Source organism: Clostridium sp. KLE 1755, from assembly GCF_000466465.2.
In the GTDB taxonomy this organism is placed as follows: domain Bacteria; phylum Bacillota; class Clostridia; order Lachnospirales; family Lachnospiraceae; genus Eisenbergiella; species Eisenbergiella porci.
Window position 1 is genome coordinate 1 of record NZ_KE992775.1, and the last position, 20,151, is coordinate 20,151.

Annotated in this window: 13 protein-coding genes and 1 tRNA gene; all 14 read right to left on the reverse strand. The window is 44.0% G+C overall.

From position 1 onward, the window contains the following. Nucleotides 1–27: 27 nt before the first annotated feature. The 14 genes from HMPREF1548_RS25455 to HMPREF1548_RS25520 all read right to left on the reverse strand — a co-directional run bounded on the left by HMPREF1548_RS25455 (nt 28) and on the right by HMPREF1548_RS25520 (nt 20,020). Nucleotides 28–2,358 carry a helix-turn-helix domain-containing protein gene (locus HMPREF1548_RS25455; RefSeq protein ID WP_021639651.1) on the reverse strand — a complete coding sequence of 777 codons (2,331 nt, stop codon included), beginning with the start codon at nt 2,356–2,358 and terminating at the stop codon, nt 28–30. Between the two features lie 26 nt (nt 2,359–2,384). Beyond that, on the reverse strand, nt 2,385–4,190 hold the full coding sequence (locus HMPREF1548_RS25460; RefSeq protein ID WP_021639652.1) for an FAD-dependent oxidoreductase: 1,806 nt from the start codon (nt 4,188–4,190) through the stop codon (nt 2,385–2,387). Between the two features lie 108 nt (nt 4,191–4,298). Further along, nucleotides 4,299–6,083 carry a cache domain-containing sensor histidine kinase gene (locus HMPREF1548_RS25465; RefSeq protein WP_035323971.1) on the reverse strand — a complete coding sequence of 595 codons (1,785 nt, stop codon included), beginning with the start codon at nt 6,081–6,083 and terminating at the stop codon, nt 4,299–4,301. An 11-nt stretch (nt 6,084–6,094) separates the two neighbouring features. Continuing rightward, entirely contained in the window at nt 6,095–7,636 is a 1,542-nt protein-coding gene (locus tag HMPREF1548_RS25470; protein WP_021639654.1) for a helix-turn-helix domain-containing protein, read from the reverse strand. Between the two features lie 165 nt (nt 7,637–7,801). After that, nucleotides 7,802–9,421, reverse strand: coding sequence for an extracellular solute-binding protein (locus HMPREF1548_RS25475; RefSeq protein ID WP_021639656.1), 1,620 nt, complete (start codon nt 9,419–9,421; stop codon nt 7,802–7,804). 28 nt (nt 9,422–9,449) lie between these two features. After that, complete coding sequence (locus HMPREF1548_RS25480) at nt 9,450–10,343, reverse strand: carbohydrate ABC transporter permease (protein WP_021639657.1); 894 nt, start codon at nt 10,341–10,343, stop codon at nt 9,450–9,452. After that, nucleotides 10,337–11,242, reverse strand: a complete 906-nt coding sequence (locus tag HMPREF1548_RS25485; RefSeq protein ID WP_021639658.1) for an ABC transporter permease — start codon at nt 11,240–11,242, stop codon at nt 10,337–10,339. The genes HMPREF1548_RS25480 and HMPREF1548_RS25485 overlap by 7 nt, the downstream gene beginning before the upstream one ends. A gap of 178 nt (nt 11,243–11,420) precedes the next feature. Continuing rightward, nucleotides 11,421–12,416, reverse strand: coding sequence for a glycoside hydrolase family protein (locus tag HMPREF1548_RS25490; protein WP_021639659.1), 996 nt, complete (start codon nt 12,414–12,416; stop codon nt 11,421–11,423). A 192-nt stretch (nt 12,417–12,608) separates the two neighbouring features. Further along, the gene (locus HMPREF1548_RS25495) at nt 12,609–14,228 is read right to left on the reverse strand and encodes an extracellular solute-binding protein (protein ID WP_021639661.1); all 1,620 of its coding nucleotides are present in this window, start codon (nt 14,226–14,228) and stop codon (nt 12,609–12,611) included. 91 nt (nt 14,229–14,319) lie between these two features. Continuing rightward, the gene (locus HMPREF1548_RS25500; protein WP_021639662.1) at nt 14,320–15,210 is read right to left on the reverse strand and encodes a carbohydrate ABC transporter permease; all 891 of its coding nucleotides are present in this window, start codon (nt 15,208–15,210) and stop codon (nt 14,320–14,322) included. Nucleotides 15,211–15,227: 17 nt separating this feature from the next. Beyond that, a complete protein-coding gene (locus HMPREF1548_RS25505; protein WP_021639663.1) occupies nt 15,228–16,172 on the reverse strand; it encodes an ABC transporter permease in 945 nt (314 codons plus the stop codon). A 268-nt stretch (nt 16,173–16,440) separates the two neighbouring features. Continuing rightward, nucleotides 16,441–17,823: a response regulator transcription factor gene (locus HMPREF1548_RS25510; protein ID WP_021639664.1), complete on the reverse strand. Its 1,383-nt coding sequence runs from the start codon at nt 17,821–17,823 to the stop codon at nt 16,441–16,443. A 2-nt stretch (nt 17,824–17,825) separates the two neighbouring features. Next, nucleotides 17,826–19,550 (reverse strand): sensor histidine kinase, encoded by a 1,725-nt coding sequence (locus tag HMPREF1548_RS25515; RefSeq protein ID WP_021639665.1) that lies wholly within the window; start codon nt 19,548–19,550, stop codon nt 17,826–17,828. A 386-nt stretch (nt 19,551–19,936) separates the two neighbouring features. Next, nucleotides 19,937–20,020, reverse strand: a tRNA-Leu gene (locus tag HMPREF1548_RS25520). Nucleotides 20,021–20,151: the final 131 nt, after the last annotated feature.

The following is a 20,151-nucleotide window of genomic DNA, read 5'->3' on the forward strand; positions in this document are numbered from 1 at the left end:
AAAACTGGCTTAATCAGCAGGCACTAATTAACTGTTTCTTCTTGTAAAAGCATAATTTTTAGGCGTTGTCCCGAACTGCTTTTTAAATAATTTATAAAAATAACTTTGATTCTCTATCCCCACTTTCTCCATAACCTCATTCACACTTAAGTCCGATTTTTCAAACCATTCGGCCGCTTTATACATTCTTGTCAAATTCAGATATTCGTTTACACTGACCCCAGCGCCCTTTTTAAAAATCCTCCCTATGTATGCAGCATTCAAACCAATCTCGTCCGCAATAGACTGCAGACACAGGCTGCTGTCGGAGTAGCTTTCTTCCGCTATCTTTTTTATACGTTCCATAATTGTATTGTACTTCTCGCTGAGTTCCAAATCCATATTTCCCAATAGCTCTATCAGATACCTTTTAATGATTTCATAAGCCTCCTCCGAAGTTTCACTCTGCCAGATTTCCTGCTGCGCCCGTTTTCTGTCCTCCAGCAGCGGTATATTCCGTGATGCCTCCAGTTCATCCGACACACTGAAAATCAGATTCATCAATTCCGCTATAGCAGGTTTAATACCGGCAAGCTCCTGCCCGACAATGTCCTGATAAAGCCCGTCAAGCATTTTTAAAACCTCATCTGTGTTGCCCAGCTTTATCACTTCTCCGATTTCTTTCGCCATTTCTTTTCCTATATGGAAAATACTTTTTTCATTGTTCTTTCTGCGCTGCAGCATTGGCGCAGTTATAACAGCTCCGCTGCCGAAAACATACCGATATTCGCTATCCCTTTCCAGACAGTTATATGCCTCGGAAATCTCATATTTATTTTTGACTCTTCCGCTTATAATTATTGTAAACAGCTCTCCGAAGTATTTGCACATATTCTGCTGGAAACATACCAGGGCCTCCGCCGCAAGTTCTTCTGCATTTTCCTTATTTTCAGTATTCAATACCGCCAGCAGCTGATCCCTGCGTAAATCAAGTACCATATTCCTGAAGTGTCCTTCCAGCAATTCATGAATCATATTAGATGCGGCAAACTTATACAGCTTTTGGTCACCGCTGCTGTAATCCAAACAAAATCTCTGGTAATTATTAATTGAAAACAGGCACAGAATCAGCTCTTCATCCAGACTGGCCTGCAGCTTACTATCTTTTGCTATGTAGTCCCATTCCCCGGCAGTGACTGCTTTACTATCTGCGAACACATTTCTCAGGTAACTGGCGCTTATAATATTCTGATTGTTCTGGGCCTCATCCCGGAATCTGCTCAGACGTTCTCTTGAATCCTGATAAATATTCATCAGAATACGAAGCTCATTCTTTTCCTCTTTTATGGCCTCCGCCGGAAAGTCCTTCACAATATCCTTTACAAGCTCCCCTACCGGCGCATACAATTTCTGGCAAATCCGAATAGTTAAAAGTACGGAAAGGAACACAAAAACAGCCGTAGACAGAAAAATTGTTTTTTTCAGCTGATTTACGGAATCATAGAAATCCGAACAATTCTGTATACGGACCATCATCCAGTCATTTTGGGACAAAGGGATACAGGAGATCATGTATTGTCCGGCTCCCACCCTTCTCTGCGTCATGCGGTATTGCGTTCCCGGCGCCTTCCCCTGCTCTCCGTTATCTTCCATAGAACCAAATTCATTCTGGATAACGGGCAAAAATTCTGCGTTTCCCAGTTCCCCGGCAATTATCTCACCTTTCTGGCCCAAAATAACAATACTGTCTGTCTTTTGCCCTCTCACTTCATTAAATACACTGATATTGCTCAAAAGCCAGTCCGCTTTGATATGTATGGCTATTGCACCATCCGGCATTCCCGCGTCATCTATGGATTCATAAGTAAAAAAAGAAAAAACCCGTTCCCCCGTGATTTGTGAAACCATCGGCACCAGCCGGTTCCGGGGCACCTTCTCCTGGCTTTGCATATAGTCCAGGATACCGAATTCATCGGTGTACAGAGACGGGCTGGTGGAATATACAGTTCCAAGTTTATTATTATAAATAGAAATAGAATAAATGTACTGGCTGTATTTTACAAAGGTATCAATACGCTGCATTTTCTGTATCAACTCAAACACATCGATTTCTTTCGGCAGATACATCAAGGAAACAACAGTGTCATCAAACAAATACCCCTGCGCCATATCCCGGATAATATTCTGCATATAGTCAAGGTTATATTTAATCTGAAGAAGAATATTTTCATTGTTTGCGTTTTCGCTTTCCCTATAGCTTTTCTCGATTTGATAAGTTATCCCCGAAGAAAAAGCGATCAACAGAATAGTGACCGTAAATGTAAACACTATTACTATTTGATGAAGGAACTGCTTTGAATTTTTTTTCTTTTTCCGCATAATTTCCACACCCTGCTTTATACTTCTTAATTTTTATCCGTTCCTGCTAAATCCAGCCGATATATCCTGGCTTCCGCAGCTCCCCAGGAAGCCTGCGGAACCACTTTTACCGCTTTTATCCTTCTTCCCACAGGTATCTTTACAAGTCTTCTGTAATTTTCCTTCTCTTTCTTTAAAAGCTGCCAGCTTCCCTCCTCCAGAATCCAGATTTCATATGCCTTAATCAAGGTTTCCGGCATAACCACCGGCTGCTGCTCCAGATAAACGTGGCATTTCATCGGATATCTTCTGTATGCATTCAGTTCCTTCCCCCAGGTATCCCGGTTGATATCGCTGTCGAAAATAAGAGTAACCGCCTCCACCTTTTTTTCTTCGTCCAGAACCGCCGTAATTTCTGTTCCCAGAGGCGCTTTCCATAAATGTTCCTCTCCATCAGTCGTTCTCTCACAGCCATCTGTCAGATATTCCGTATTCCCGTCTTCGCTTGTGATCGTAACCGTATCCATAAATTTGCTTTTTGTCAAAAGAAGCCCGGGAAGATAGCAGTCATCCTCCATCAGCTGCCGTTGAAGCAAGGTTATCCTCTGACTGTACACCTGGCGGGGTGTAAGCTTTTCCTTCACTGCCAGTGCAGCTGCCGTCCCTACTGCCTGCCCCAGAACCCCGCAGGTTGCCATTACCCTGGTGGATGCCATCGCAGTATGGGTGGCGCTGATATTTCTTCCGGCAAACATCAGGTTCTGGATATTAACGGAATACAGGCACCTGAAGGGAATCCCGTAAGGGGACTTCACCGGATGATAAATGGTAGGCGGCTCTTTTGTCTCAAACCCCTTTGGATTGTGATCATCCATGCTCCAGCCGCCGTAGCCCACCACATCACCGAAAGGCGCTGCTGTACTTAAATCACTCTGTTTTAAAATATAATCTCCCACATACCTGCGGCTTTCCCGCTTCCCAGGCAGAAAACCCATCCACTCCAAATCCCAGTTATCAGCCTTAACCTCATGGCTGTTTTTAATAAAATCCCATACTCCATATGCGATTTTAATCAGTTCATCCCTTAGCGTTTCCGTGTCTTTTATGGCATCTGCCGTCCCGCCGATTTCCATCCACCAGAAATTGCTGTCCCTCCACTTCTCCGGCCCGGAAAGATCCATACGTCCCTGAAAATCTTCTTTTGTGTAGCAGTTCGCCCACTCCGGCCTGCGGAAGATAACCGGCCGGTCTGTTTCCCTGATCTGCATAAGGCAGGTAAGCCCCATGGTATGGCTGTCGCTTTTTACCGGGGCAATTGATTCACCGAATTCCTCCCTTCCCTCTCTTCCCATTCGCCATTTGGCGCCTGTCAGCGGAGCCAAAACGCTGTCCCCGGAGCAGTCGGCAAACAGACCGGAACGCACCTTCTGCCAGGTTTGAGTCGTTGTCTGCCAGCCGGTAACCGACACAATATGATCTCCATCCATTTCTGCATCCATGCAGGAGCAGTTCAATGCCAGTGTAATGTTTTTCTCTGCCTGAACCATGCCAAACCAGATACTGTCCCATACGGAAAAATTCACCTGTGGATTATAATAGATATTCGTTAACGCCAGTTCCTCCACAATCCCCGTTTCCTGTTCATTGCGTTTCTGCGCTCCCCGGATGCACATACGTATCTCGCTGGATGCGTTGCCCCCCAATACCGGCCGGTCATGCATAAGGAACACCCGTATCCCCCTGCGTGCCGCTGCCAATGCCGCCGCAAAGCCCGCAAGTCCGCCTCCTACAATACATAAATCCGCCTCATGCTCCACAGTTTCAAATCCCGTAACCTGTTGTCCCTGCTTCATAATTCCCTCCCTTTATGCAACGCCACATTGCTCATACCCTGATTATAATGAAGCCCGGGAAGAATACTATCCGCATAATCAATCCATTTGGTATACTTATTTATGAATTTATACCTCTTCCCTCAGGACAGGCAGCCAGATTACTACGGTAAAGCCTGTCTGTACCTTCAGAATATGTAATCCATATTCATTTCCGAACAGCATTCGAATCCGCTGATTAACATTACGTATTCCGATATGTCTGCTGATAACAGGCTGGAATTCTTCCAGCTCCCGATTCATGGAAGAAATCCATTCCTCATCCTGACTGACACCGTCGTCTCTGACCAAGATAAGAATTTTTTCATTCTCCAGTTTTCCTTTTACCTCAATATTGCCGCCGCATTTCATATTTTTAAACCCGTGCCTGATGCAGTTCTCTAAAATCGGCTGCAGCGTTACCTTTACCGTCCTGCACTCCATCAGCTGCGGTTCTATATCCCACTTTACCTGCAGACTGTCTCCGTATCGGAGTTGCTCCAAACCGATATATGCTTTGCTGTACTCAATTTCTTTTTCAAGCGTCACCATGTTATAATCCACTTCCATCATGTAACGCATCATCGTGGATAACATCCCGATTGCAGCGCAAAGATCGTTGTCCGTCCCGGTAACGGCGATTGCCATAAAATTAATGCTCTGCAGTGTATTGAAGAGAAAGTGGGGATTGATCTGCGCCTGCAGCAGGGCAATCTGCGCCTCCTTTAAAGAAGTTACGTATTTTGTTAATTCTTTCCTGTTCTGCTCCTGTTTACTGTACGATTCCAAAAAAGAACTCGTAATATATTTCAGTTCATTCCTGCTGTCCTTATGCTCCTTTTCCATCCGGCTTGTGTCATAGAAAGCCTTCGGATCCTCCAACAACTGAAGAATCCTTTCTACGGGAAGGAATACCCTTACGGAGATCAGAAATGAAACTGCAACGGATACCATAAAAAGAAGAAGGCCAACAAGAGAAATCATTCCTTTTAACCGATTAAGACGCTCATAATACTGCTGTAAATCCGTAATATACAGATAATTCCATTTCCCATTTGCAGACGGCCTGCCATTTACCATGTATCCTTCTTCCCGTATAAATTCCTCCCCGGAACATTCAAGATACTCCGTAATATAATGATTCAGTTTTTCCGGATCATGATTATATACAACAATGCCCTCCTGATCCACAACGTAAAAATCCGATAATTTCCTGTCACTTATATCCATCAGCTTATCCAGCCAGCTGTTGTTCATATTCAGAATCAGCGCCCCTTTCTTTCCTTTATTCTGCTGATAGGGCAGATAAAATGCGACGGAAATACATGGATATTTGTTTCCATCCTTTCTCTGCAGCCTCATCCTCGGCCAGACCGTGCTTCCCTGTTGGATTTTATTTCTTTCATAGTGCTCTATCCAGGAGCTGTCGCTCATAGTTTGGACCCGTTCTGAATCCGTTCCTGTGATCACATACCCATTGGCCTCCGAATATACATAAACGGAATGTACGTACTCATTTGTATTTTTAGCCAAAAGCCTGCGAAGCTTTACAAGCTGCTGTGCTCCCTCATAATCAGACTTCACATCTCCGGTATAATCCAGGAACTCCAACAGCCCTTCCTCCTGACACAGATTGATACCCATAAGCCTGATATTATCCATAACCGTATCCGCTGTTTCCTGAATCCGATAAAGCGTATTTTGTGAGGATGCTTCAATTTCTCTTAAATAGGTCTCCTGAAAATACAGATAGACCGCAGCACACATCAGGATCAGGGGAAGAAACACCACAAGATCTATTAAGATAAAATTTTTTAAAAAAAGGCTGTTAAATTTATAGTTTCGGATATATGAAAAGGGCGACCATTTTTTCAAAAGATACCTCCTCAGTCCTTTTTCTGCGCGCTTTTTTGCCAACAGCTTTCCCTGTATTCCGTAGGAGTGCAGTTATAATTTCTCTTAAAAAGTTTATAAAAATACTTGATATTCTTATATCCCAGCTCTTCGCTGATTTCATAAATTTTTTTTCTGGGATTACATAGCAGTTCCGCCGCCCGTTCCATTTTGATGCGGATACAATACTCGCTGTAATTTTCACCGGTCTGCTCTTTAAACAGCCTGCTGAAATAGTTAGGGCTTAAAAAAACATGGCTCGCCGCTGCAGTAAGAGAAATGCTTTCCCCGATATGATCTCCGACCAGCTTTTTAATACTGTCCGGCAAAGACAGATAATCACCATCTTCATGCAGATATCTGTAGAAAAATTCCATTGTATTTCTGAAAAAAGTTTCTGGATTTTCTCCCGCTCCCCATTCTGCCGGAAATGTTTCCATCTTTTCCGGATGCTGCTCTTTCAGCATGGCCCTCATACGCCGGAAAATTTCACTTATATTTTCCCTGCTTTGCAGATTTTTGTTCCTCAAATCATATATCCTGCCAATATTTTCTTCGATTTCTCTGTAATCGGAGCACATATTAAGGATTAAAAGATACTGTCTCGCAATCGTATTCAGATAACCTTCCCCGTTGTTCTCCGTTTTCTGCACCTGTTCAAACAAAGGAAAACATTCCTTCATTTTTACTGCCGCCTCTTCCAGAGTTATATTTTTTAACAGGAAGCGGAGTTCCGCCTTGATTCTGCATATATCCTTAATCGCCTCCGCCACTTCCCGAAGATATTTCTCTTCATGTTCTTTCTCAAACGGCTGATTTCTAAGAATCAGCACCCGGTATTGCTTCTCATCCTCACCAAACAGAATAAAGCTTCCTTCAAGCTGATTACCTTCCTCCAGAAGCTCCAATATATTAGTGATGATATTCTGTTCCAGACCACTGTATTCTTCCAGCCCCTCTAACTGCAGCTGTATTATATAAGCGGTATGTGACAGAACCGTTTCTTCAATATGGTAACTCCGAAGGAAGTCCCTGCAGCCCTTCCCATCTGTAATAATCCCAAGCCGGCCTCGTTCCAGCATTCTTTCAATGATGATATGCCAAAAAGAACCCGCATTCTGCAGCAGCTGTCTTTGTTTTTCCCTTTCTGCCCCGCGCGTATCCAGTTCTGTCTTTATCCGTGTAAAGGTTTCCCTGATTCCGGAGAGATTAATTGGCTTAAGTAGATATTCTGTTACATTAAAGCTGATAGCCTGCCTGGCATACTCAAACTCTTCATATCCGCTTAGCAGGACAATAATACAATCCAGACTGTTCCGGTAAATGAACTCCGCAACATCCAAACCTGTTTTCTCCTGCATCTGGATATCACATAATACAGCATCCAGCTTTTCCTGTCTGAGTGCCTCAATAACAGGAATGCCGTCTTCTGCCAGAAGCACTATTTCAAATCCAAGTTCCTTCCAGTCAATAAACTGTGCCAGGCTCTCCCTTATCAGCTTTTCATCATCCGCTATCGCCAGTCTATATCCCATCTTTCCCCCATTTCCGTTTCAATGCCGTACATCCGGACCTTCTGCCCTGAACCATGAAACTTTTTACCTGCCTGTTTTACATCAATGATATACTGCAGAAGAAGCATTTTATTTATCAACGCGCAAAAGCACTCAACAAACTGAGTGCCTTTGCGAAAGCATACCTTACTGCATGCTTTCAATAATTGTATTCATTTCTTCCACATATTCCCTTCCGCCCTTTTCATACCATTCAGCCAATGCCTTATCGTATTCTGAAATATCCGCGGCTCCCATGATAATCTTGGTTCTTACCTCTTTCAGTTTATTATCTGCCTCAATAAACATGGTATCTGAAGCGCATTCCGGTTTTTTCCCATTATTCAGGGACATTACAACGCCGTCAACAGCCACATTCAGCCAGTCTCTCACTTCTGCCAGTTCTTCCTCCGGCAGCGAAAGATCCAGGAAAAAGTCTACAGATTCTTTTCTTCTTGCAATAGCATTTGCCCAATCGGCATTCATTTCCTTATTCTTTCTATATATCTCTTCTACAATTTCAATGGTGCCGTCAGCATTTTTATTATAGGAAACACCAGGCTCACCATATAAAGAATATTCCCATGCCTGATCACTCAGCAGCCAGTTTACTAACTCAGCAACCTTTTCCGGATGTTCACATGCTGTTGTTATTGCCAGTCCTCCCCAAATTCCCGGAACGCTGGTTCCACTTTGTATTGCTCCATCCTTATTGGAAATCCCTGATACATACGTCAGTTCTGCTTCCGGAACCAGCTCCTGCACCTTTCTTTCCCGAATGGATACATGGCCCGCAAAAGAACTTGACACTCCTACCTCATTAATACCTACCTCTGTGGATATCACACTGTCAGGATGTGCATATTGATATACCTTCTGGCTGTATTCCAAGGCTTCCCTGTAATTTTCATTACCGATTTCATACTGGGGATCCATAAAGCTGAATTCGCCATCGCTTTTCTGCCATCCAAGACAATCAAATGCCCCTCCATAAAAAACATCCATCATTCCGTTTGAAGCACTATACTGCAGTCCATACGTATTATCCTTCCCATCCCCATCCGGATCCTGCGTCGTAAATTTTTCCAGCATATCAAGAAATTCGTCCGGTGTCATGGAATAATTATCAGAAGTTATATCAATTCCTGCCTTTTCCATCCAGTCACTGCGTACTGCAAAACCATCCGCCCTCGCCACAGTAGTTCTGGGAATCAGATAAATATTCTCATCGTTCTTAATCTTGGCTGCCTCAAATGCCTGCGGGTACGTATATTTCTGGATATTTTCCATATTTTCCACATACTGATTCACCGGTATAATCAGACCGTTATCCACAGCCGAAATCAAGGCTGCATCCTCATGGCTGTCAAATACAAATACATCCGGGTAATCTCCATCGGCCAGGGCCAGCTGTAATTTTTCACTATAGGCGGATTTGGGAATCTCATCCCTGATCAGCTTAATATTCAGCGCCTTTTCCATTTCCTTCACAAGAAATTTGGAAGCTTCCGTTTCCGTATTGGGATCATAACTATAGAATATCCTGATTTCAGTCGGTTCCCCCCTTTCTGCTGCCTCCTCGGAAGCTACTGCCGAATCGCTTTCCGCCGCCTCCGAGCTTTCCCCTCCGCCGGCCTGGGCTGCCTGCCTGGTATCCGTTGTCCCGGATACCGGCGCGTCTGCCGCATTACTGCCGCCGCAGCCTGTGAACAACATAACCGCCGCTGCCGCCATTGCAATTGCCTTACTTACATTCTTTCTTTTCATAGCTACCCTCCTTGAATTTTATTGTTTGCTATCCTTTCACCGCTCCCATCATAATACCTTCCTGGAAATATTTCTGTATGAACGGATAAACACATAAGATCGGCACCATTGCCACAACAATGGATGCATACTGCAGCATTACGGCGGGAACCGCTTCCGCATTTTGTTCCGCCAGGTTACCCCCTGTTGCATTGGCCATAGTATTGGCCGCCATAATAATTTCCCTGAGAACAAGCTGCAGCGTCCATTTGCTCTGAGATTTGGTATATAATATCGCATTAAAGTAGCTGTTCCAGTAGCCTACCGCAGTGAACAGAACAATGACGGATATGATAGGCTTTGACAGCGGCACTACTACCCTGCCGAGAATCTGCGGCTCACTGGCCCCATCGATTTCTGCCGCTTCCATCAGGCTTTCAGGAAGACTCTCAAAAAAATTTTTAACAAGTATGAGATTATAAGCCGAGATACAGCCCGGTAGAATCAACGCAGTTCTGGTATCCAGAAGATGCAGCCCTCTCATCAGGAAATAGCTGGGGATCATGCCTCCGCTGAAAAACATGGTAAACAAGATTACCGGCATCACCACATTTTTCCCTTTCAGCTTCTTTTTAGACAGAGAATAGGCTGCCAGCACAGTCACAGCCACCCCCAGGACCGTCCCTGCAAATGTAATCCAAAGGGTGTTGGCGTATCCGGTCCAGATACTTTTATTTTGGAACACTTTCATATAAGAATGCAGGTTCAGCCTCCTGGGAATTACCATCATGGGATTGGCCGAATATTCCGCATAGGATGAAAATGAAACCGCAAGGACATTCAGAATCGGATAAAGCACTGCCAAATCAAAAAGAAATACAATAACAAAGAAAATACATCTGGCCGTCCGTCCGCTTTCTTTTTTCCCAATCATCTTTACCATAGCCCGCCATCACCTACTTTCCTGGAAATTTTATTTGTCACCAGTACCAGAATCAGTCCTACTACCGACTGGAATAAACCGACAGCAGACGCAAAACCGTATTTACCTTCCTGCATACCTATCCGGTATGTGTAAGTCTCAAAAACATCCGCCACATCATATACCACCGGGCTGTACAGCATAAATATCTGTTCAAATCCATTCTTCAGGATGGATCCCAGCCTGAGGATAAAAAGAACCGTTATGGTCGGAGCAATGGACGGAAGTGTAATATACCAAATCTTCTGCATCATCTTAACGCCATCCACTCTGGCCGCTTCAAACATTTCCCTGTCGATTCCGGAAATTGCCGCTATGTATACAATAGCTCCCCAGCCGGCTTCCTTCCAAATATCGCTGATTACGATAACGCTTCTGAAAAATTTCTCACTCTGCAGAAATTGAATGGGTTCCCCTCCGAAAAATTTAATCACCTCATTCACTGCGCCGTTGGAAGTAGATAAAAGGTTTATCAATATTCCTGAAAGAACTACCCAGGATATAAAATGCGGCATATACATTACTGTCTGGGATGTTTTGGCAAATCGTTTTGTCCTTATCTCACTTAGCATAATTGCTATGGCAATCGGAACCGGGAACCCCCATACCAGCCGTAATACACTGATCCATAGAGAATTACGGAATACCCTGATAAAGCTCTCTGACTGGAACAGCACTCTGAAATTATCCAGCCCGATAAACCTGCTGCCGCCAATACCCTGTACCGGATTAAAATCCTGAAACGCCATGAGCACACCATACATAGGCCCGTAATGAAATACACCAAAGTATACCAATGCCGGAAGCAGGAACAGATACAGCCAGAAATACCGTTTTACATGATGCTTTTTCCCCTTCACTTTTCTGTTTTCCCTCCCCTTGTTTCTTCTGTTTTCTTATATTTTTATTATAAGAACAGGACAGGGAGGTCACAATCCAACAGCTTATGCTATTTCCTCCACTATTTTATGATTTCAAAGCTGCTGCTTTTTTCTGCGGATGGAGCCGGTAACTTTTTTTATTATCCGGTATGTTTTTTTATCCCTCACTTCGCAAAGGGATCGCCACATTGAATGAAGTCTCTGCCTCCGGGCTTTCCTCCGCGGCACAATACAAAACCACCGGCCTTCCATCTTCAAGCAGAAGCTGGGGACGCTCCAGAGACTGCATTTTTGTTTTGCCTTTTCCAATCCATGTTATGGTCTTATCAAAGGCCAGGGGGTGTTCCGCCGGATTCCAGTTCACACCATTTTCAGACTCGAACAGCGCAACACTTCCATCTTCATGCCCGGTAAAATATCCTTGAAAATCTTTTACCAGGGCATAAAATCTATCCTTCTGATACCATAAAAATGGATCCTCCACTGACCACTCATTTTCAGGATTAACCATAACAGGCTGAGGCTGTTTTACAAATGGCCCCTCAGGATGCTCTGCAATTGCAATGCCGCATATCACTGCCCCTCCCTTGGGAAGCGGTCCGTCGGATACCGCCTTATACATCATATAAAACCTTCCGTCGCCACCCCTGGTTACTGTTGGATTGCTCGTTACCAGATGATCAAAAGAGCCCTTTGTCACATCCAGAACCGGCCTGCCAAACCTTGTCCAGGGGCCTTCCGGATTCTCCGCTACTGCCACCCCTATTCTTTGATGATTCCGGTGATCCCAGTATTCTCCATTTCCATAGTTCCCCATATAATATAAATAATATCTGCCATCGTATTCAATTATTGTCGGATTATGTATTGCGCCCGCATCCCATGCGCCTTTACTGCCTGCGGACAGCGCAATCCCGCAGGGAACAAATCCTCCATAAGGGGAGTCTGATATTGCATAGGCCACCTCGGAATGCGTAACCCACGCATCACGCCCTAATGCCTGGGGCCATCTGGAATAAAACAGATAATATTTCCCATTCCTTCCTTTTACTACTGTTCCACACCATACTCTATACCCCTCCTCTTTAAAGACTGCCTTGTCCCTATCTACAGGCTGCAGCAAATGTTGAAATCCCTCTTTCCCCAAATTCATACACTTTTCTCCGCCGTAGTCCGACGGATTCCTCCTTCCCGCTGTTTTGAGTTTTCTTTCCCCTATACTAACATTGGAAAAAAGGATCTTCTATCCCGGTATTTTACGAAATGGTATCCTTTTCTTACTAAAGAAAACAGGAATCCCCGCAATGCCTGCAGGGACTCCCGGTCCTGATTTTTATTTTATGCTCTACTGTTCAGCCGCAAGCGCATCATTTACCTGCTGTATCATATCTTCAAGGCCATTCGCTTCATAGCCTTTCACAATTTCAGCCCACATTTCTTCCACCGGTTCGGTACCTGTCATGATATTCAGGAAATCATCATTAAAACTAATGCCGAAGTCAATTCCCAGTTCCATTACCAGCTGTGTGCATCTCTGGTTATATTCCGGAATTTTCACTTCCTTCGCCTGTTCCACCAGACTTCTGTCCACTGCTGAGTATTCCTCGGGGCTTGTGGCAACAAATCTGCTGTCATAGGAGGAAGGATTCCATCTTGCCAATACTGCAAGGGCATCCGTGGACGGATAGGTATCCTTAACCATGGCATCCGGATTATGAAGCGTTACCTTCCCATCCTTCATATCATACAGTTCGCCTTCCGGACCATAGGTGGACAGTAAAGCTCCTTCGTCAGACAAAAGATAATCGTACAGCTGAAGTATTTTGTCCAGTTTTTCATCGGAGACACTGGCATTAATAAAGGATTCACTCCATGCATATCCCCACATGGGATAGGATTTCTTCCCGTTTTTATCGGGCATCAGGTTCAGGGCCTTTACATCATCCAAATACTCCGTACCATGCACATCCTTCCAATATCTTGCCGTGTTGCTGTATCTGCTACCAAAGCCTCCGGCAATTACAATGGCTGCGCTTTTTCCCTGCAGGAATTTCTCCTCGGAAGACTGGTTTGCTGTAAGCGCGATATCCTTTTCTATTACGCCTGATTCATACATATCCCTGGCAAGCTGGAAGCCTGCAACCACATCCTCCGTAAAATAAGCGGGCTTAAAGGTCCCGTCCTCTGTTTCCACCCATTTGAAGGCTGCGCCGTTTTCCTCCACAATCGGGGAAGCATAGGGCATTACAATACCACCCACCAGGTTTTTATCGGAAGCAGTCAGACCGCCCACGCCGGTTCCGTCCGGATCCGCAGCAATAATTGCTTTCATCATATCCTGGAATTCCTGCCAGTTTTCCGGTTCCTTGGTGATTCCCGCCTTCTGGGCCAAATCCCAGCGGTAGCAGATAATACGATCCACGCAGGTCCATTCCTGAGAAGGATAGGTCTGTCTGGGAATACAGTACAGGGTTCCGCCCAGTTTGGCATCCTGTGCCGCCTGTCCCTGCAGATATGCCTCCAGGTTCGGATAAGCGCTCAGGTCTTCAGGAATCGCCTTAATTACTCCCTGGTTTGCCCATTGTGAATAGGTGCTGTTATTCCTGAAATCTCCGGCAAACACATCCGGAAGACTTCCTGAAGAAGCCCACAGCTGTATTTTCTGCATATAATCATCCCAGGTTACATTCATAGGTTTGATCTTAATATTCAGTTTCTCCTCAATCTGACTTAATACCTCATCTCCTGCAAATGCTTCATCTGCATTCCAGATTGCTATGGATATTTCAATAGGTTCCTCTGTTGTTCCTGGCTCAGATGCACCCTCCGCTTCAGTTCCGGTTCCTGCATTTTCCTGCACTGTGGCAGACGTATCGGACTGGCTGCCGCATGCAGCCAGCGTCGCAGCCAGCATCATGCTCATGACTATTGCTGCCGCCTTCCTCCATAATTTACCTTTTCTCATTTTTCCTCTCCTTTTCTTTCAATAAAATGGGTTATGATTAACTGTTCCTTTCCTTCACAACGGCCGTGCCGGCCGGCTGACAGATACCTTTTTATTCTTTTAAACCGCCTACCATGATTCCGTTCACAAAATATTTCTGTAAAAATGGATATACGCATAAAATAGGTACCGCTGTGATTATAATAGTTGCCATCTGTACGGCAGTTGTGGATACCTTCTGCGTACTGCTGATCATCTGCTGTGCCTGGGTGGATAGCTGAGTGTTCAGGCTGACCAGGATTTCCCGCAGGTAAATCTGCAGGGGCGCCAGATTTTTTTCATTAATATACAACAGTGCATTATACCACTCATTCCATCTTTCCACAGAGTAAAATAATGCAAAGGTAGCAATAAAAGGCTTGGATATGGGAATCGCCACATTCCACAGGATTTTCCATTCATTTGCCCCATCCAGTCTCGCCGCCTCCAGCAGGCCGGCCGGCAAATTCAGGAAATAATTTTTCATAATAATGAGGTAATATGTACTGATTGCCGTAGGAAGCACCAGCACCCAAATGCTGTTAATGAGGCCAAGCCCTTTTACTATCATATAGGTCGGAACAAGCCCGCCGCTGAAAAGCATGGTAAACAGTATCATCGTAAGGATGAATTTCCGGCCAATCAGGTCCCTTTTGGATAAAACATAAGCGCCTGTCACCGACAGGAACATATTTACCGAAGTTCCCACAATAGTAACAAATAAGGATACCATAAACGCTTTCAGGAAATACATATCCTGAAGAATTGTTTTGTAGCCGGTTAAATCAAAAGCATAGGGCAGCAAATAGGGTGTATGCTTTGCCACTGAGAGCGTATTTGATAATGACATTATCAATACATTATAAAAGGGATACAGCGTCAGCAAAGCCAAAACAGAGAACACGGCAACAACTATCACATCATACAGTGTAATTCTGTATTTCTTCAATTTTTTCTTCTTCATATCCGTTGTTCACCTTCCTAATATAATCCGTTCTCACCTATCACGGTCACTATTTTATTGCTGACTGTTATCATAATCACCCCGATAACTGATTTAAACATACCGATTGCTGTAGAATATCCATAGTTCAGTCCGCCTGTAATAAAGGATTCTCTGAAAATATAGGTATCCAGCGTATCTCCCACCTGGTAAACCGGAGATGAATACAGGTTAAATATCTGATCGAACGAACCGTTCGTCACCACCTGGCCGATTGCCAGTATCAGCATAATCGCTATTGTTCCCTTAATTCCCGGCAGCGTAATATGCCATATTCTCTGCAGCCTGCCTGCCCCGTCTACCTCTGCCGCTTCATACAGCCCCGGATCAATGGAAGTAATCGCCGCCAGATAGATAATGGAATCCCAGCCAACCTCCTTCCAGATATTTGACAGCCAGATAAACGGCCGGAATGTTGCCGCAGTCGTTATCGGTGATATATTTTCTATCCCAAGCATGGTCAGCACCTGATTGATAATACCGCTGGAGCCAAATATGTTGCTTAGTATTCCTGCAAGTACTACCCATGAAATAAAATGGGGAAATGTTATAACTGTCTGAAAAGTCCGTTTCAGCTTTGCATTCCGGATTTCATTTAAGAAAATGGCTGCCAGTATGGCGCAGGGCATCTGGAATGCAATTCTGCCCAGACTGATAATTATGGTATTTCCTGTAGCCCGCATAAAATCCCGATCTGCGAACATCTTCTGGAAATGCTGCAGCCCTACAAACGGACTGGTCCATATTCCTTCATCAAACCGGAAATTTCTTACTGATAAAGACAGTCCGCCTGCAATCGGCAGGTAGCAGAATATCAGATACCAGACTACGACCGGGACAATCAGAAGATAAAGCAGCCAGTCATTACGCATCTTTTTAGATATTTTTTTCCACTCCATCCTGTTTGCTTGATTTTTCTTCACTGTAGTTCCCTCCTTCGTTTTTCAATATAAACTCTCTAAGGGAAATCGGAAATGGAATGGTTACAGTATTTTCCTATAAAAATTTTCCATTATCCATACCGGCCTGCGTTCCAAAGCCGGAACAATAGATTATTTACAGAATTTGCCTGTAAATAGATGGAATTTTTACAGATTATACCGTCCGGTACAATGCCTGTTATTAAAAAAAGACATATAAAAAAGCCTGTTCCTTTTGCGAAATGGCCCAGGCTCTTTCCTTATTATACGATTATAATTCCTCTCTGTACTGGGATGGCGTTTTCCCCGTAAATTTTTTGAAGGTTTTCAGAAAGTAAAAATAATCATTAAATCCGACCTCCATGGCAATATCGATAACTGGTTTATTCGTCATGGAAAGCAGATTTACTGCATCCTCCATCCTAAGCTGTGTAATATAGTGGATAAAGGTTATTCCTGCTTCCTTTTTGAAAAGCTGGCTGATATAATTCGGATTCATATGAAGCGCTTGCCCGGCAGTGGACAAGGAGATATCCTTCTTATAATTTTCCTTAATATAAACCATAAGCCCCATAAAAGCAGTATTGGAATAAGCACTTTCCTCCATTTCAGGCGTTCGGGCCGCCAGAATTGCAGTTCTCAGCCTTCCCAGCATTTCTTTCATCGTGCCGTATTCCGCTACCAGCTGCCGAATTCCATAAATATAATAATCCGTCTCTTCTTCCTGAAACAGATTTCCCGTAAAAATAATATTGCACAGCTTTACCGCAGAACGGACCGTAAAATCAGGAATATGATTCTCTTCAATATCCGAAAGCTGCTCACAAACAATATCCCATTTGTTATCCTGCACATTCCTCTGTACCTCTCCCAACCACCGTGCCGCCCTTCGTTCTTCTGTTTCCCTGCATATCCTGCAGTCCTGCTGAATAAAAAAATGATATGCCTGAGCGATACAGTTTTGAACTGCCGAAGGAATCTGTACCATATCCACGGCCTCCGGTATATAACCAATTCCCTGATTTCCAGGAACCGAAAGAAATGCTTCAAAAGCTTGCATTTTCAAAGCTTCCCTGGTAATATACCCGCATTGACCACGGCCAAATTCCACCAGCATGCCTTCACTGACCGGTACCGGAATCCTTCCCTCTCCTACAGAAACAGCAATGAAGTATTTTGCATCATTCATTCCAAAGGATGCCATAATGCGCCGGAGTGCTTCTTCATCCCTGTTTTCCAAAGCATCCAGAAAGTCCGCATCCGTTACACGTACTGCCGTTTTTTCCAGATTTTTAACAGCCTTAACCAGAAGCTTAGTAATTTGTTCATATTCCAGGGGCTTCAGACAGTATCCCAGAACTCCATAACGGATCGCTCTTTCCGCATAAGAAAATTCAGCATAACCGCTGATTATAATCAGCTGTATATTCTCATTTCTGCGGCGCAGTTCTTCGCAAAGTTCCAGCCCGCTCATACCTGGCATACGGATATCCAGTAAGGCAATATCTATACGTTTTTGCTCAAACAACGCCAGGGCCTCCCTGCCGCTGCCAGCGCAGCCTGCAAGCTCCAGGCCCAGCCCATTCCAATCTATGGATTTCTGCAGTGATGCGATTACCGACGGCTCGTCATCGGCGAGCAATACCTGATACATGCTTATTTTTCCTCCACCGGAACGGAAATGATAACCGTTGTACCATCCCCTTCCCTGCTTTCTATCCTGATTCCATATTGTTTCCCATACTGAAGCCGAATTCTGGAATGTGTATTTATAATTCCAATATGTCCTCCGGCATTTGTACCATTTTCCAAAGCTTCCTCCAGCTCCCGAAGGGTCTGGGGATCGATTCCCACACCATCATCCTTAACTGTAATTATCAGTGTTCCCTTCTCAATCCTGGCTCCCAGATACAGATTTCCTTTCCCGTCTTTTGGCTCCAGTCCATGAAAAATTGCATTTTCAACTACCGGCTGCAGAAGCATCTTCATAACCGGTATCTGCAGGGTTTCTCCGGGCAGGAAATAAAAAACCTCAATTTTCCCCTGAAATCTGTTCTTCTGAATCCTAATGTATGATTTAATAATGGATATCTCATCCCGAAGCGGGACTATGGACTCCCCTTTTGTACTGTAACGGAAAATATTTCCCATATCCACCGCCATCTGCGCAAGTTCCGGCGCATCCTTTTCCAGCGCCTCTTTCCGGAATACCTCCAGGGTATTATAAAGGAAATGCGGATCAATCTGGCTGCGCAGATAAGATAACTCAGCCTGCTGTTTCTGCACCTTCACCTCATACAAATCTGTTGCTGTATCAAAAATCTGTTTGTTAAGCTGGGCGATATCGGAAAGCATACCGGTAAACTCTTTTCCAATCTCCGTAATCTCCGCGCATCCGCCCAACTGCAGCTCCTCCTCCAGACATCTCTGCCGCTTTGTCCTGATCTGCCGTATAATATTGTAAAAATTATTTAATGGCTGAACCACATCCTTATTCAGCACTCCGAAAAAGAAAAGCAGGAAAAATACTGCCAACAGGACACATCCCCAGATTAGCAGCTGTATTGTCTTCATATTCCGATTTGTCTGCGTGACATCCAGGGCACTGAGCTGATAACAATCCATTTCCGGTGAATAAGCAGATTGTATGTAGTAGCGGGAGCCCTTTGCATATTTCAGGCCTCTGCCATTTTCCTCTTCCTGCGCTTTCCAGCACTCCCATATTTCTTCTGAGATCTCCTCAGAACAGTTAAACGGAAAAATAACCCCATCCTTCTGTGCCAGCAAATAGTAGGAATTCATTTCATCGCCCTGATTCATCTGAAAATAGGAAGAATCGATGGAAATCAGCACGCTTCCAACATCTCTGCCACCGCTTATTATCTTCCTCCCATAGACCAGCATCGCCGGCTTCTGCAATGCTGTTGCAAAATCAGACCTTCTTACACCAATCCAGGCAAACAGCTCATCTTCTGCCTGAAGCCGCATGGCATCCAGCTCTTCATATCCGTAAACCATTGAATAATGAACATCTTCATTAACCAACGCCACATCAAGTATGCTGGGATCCAGTATTTTATAATACGCAATCATTTCTTCTATTGAACTGACATATCTGGTTTTTTCCGAAAAAGGCAGGGCCATCAGCTGAATAACATCCTCATCGCCAATAATGCTCATACTGAAGGTCTGCATTTTATCATAAACGTAGTCCAGTTGATTCTTCAGCTTCTGCGCTGTTATTTTAGTATGTTCACCGGCATTTGAAATCAGAACCTCCTGGATAGTTCCATTAATCAGAAAACAGAGTAACAGCAATACGACTGCCATAACGGCCAAAATACTCTTCATTCTCTGCTTAATACTGCGCTCTGCTTTCACTGTTACCCCCTACCATTTTTCTTTTGGATACTATTAATATTTATTGTAAATGAATTTATACTAAATTAAAATGGTATATTTTTAGAGTTAAGATGAAAAATATTTATATGTAAGCCCTCCATAAGAGCTTTATGCTTTTAGAACCTGAATTTCCGCACTTAAATTTATATGTTGGTAAAAAATAATAATCCATTTTTCTATTTGCTGCATTTTATTCATACCTGAATGCTCTACGTGAATCCATTATTCCATACCCCCCTTGCTTCAAACAAGGTTTCCATCTCAAATGCAATTATAGGAATTCTGCCTGTAGAAAAGAACTTTCCTTTAATATAAAAAAGGACTCTTCCCAGCGCAAGCTGAAAAAAGTCCTTTCAAATAAAAAATGCGGGTAGCCGGACTTGAACCGGCACGGTATCGCTACCGAGGGATTTTAAGTCCCTTGTGTCTGCCTATTCCACCATACCCGCAGAATATATAACATACAATAATACAAATAAACTCTAAAAAAAGATAAGCACCGCCAACCGGCAATGCCTCTTCCTTCGTTCTTTTTACACTGATAAAAAGAAACGACCCAGATCGGACTCGAACCGACGAC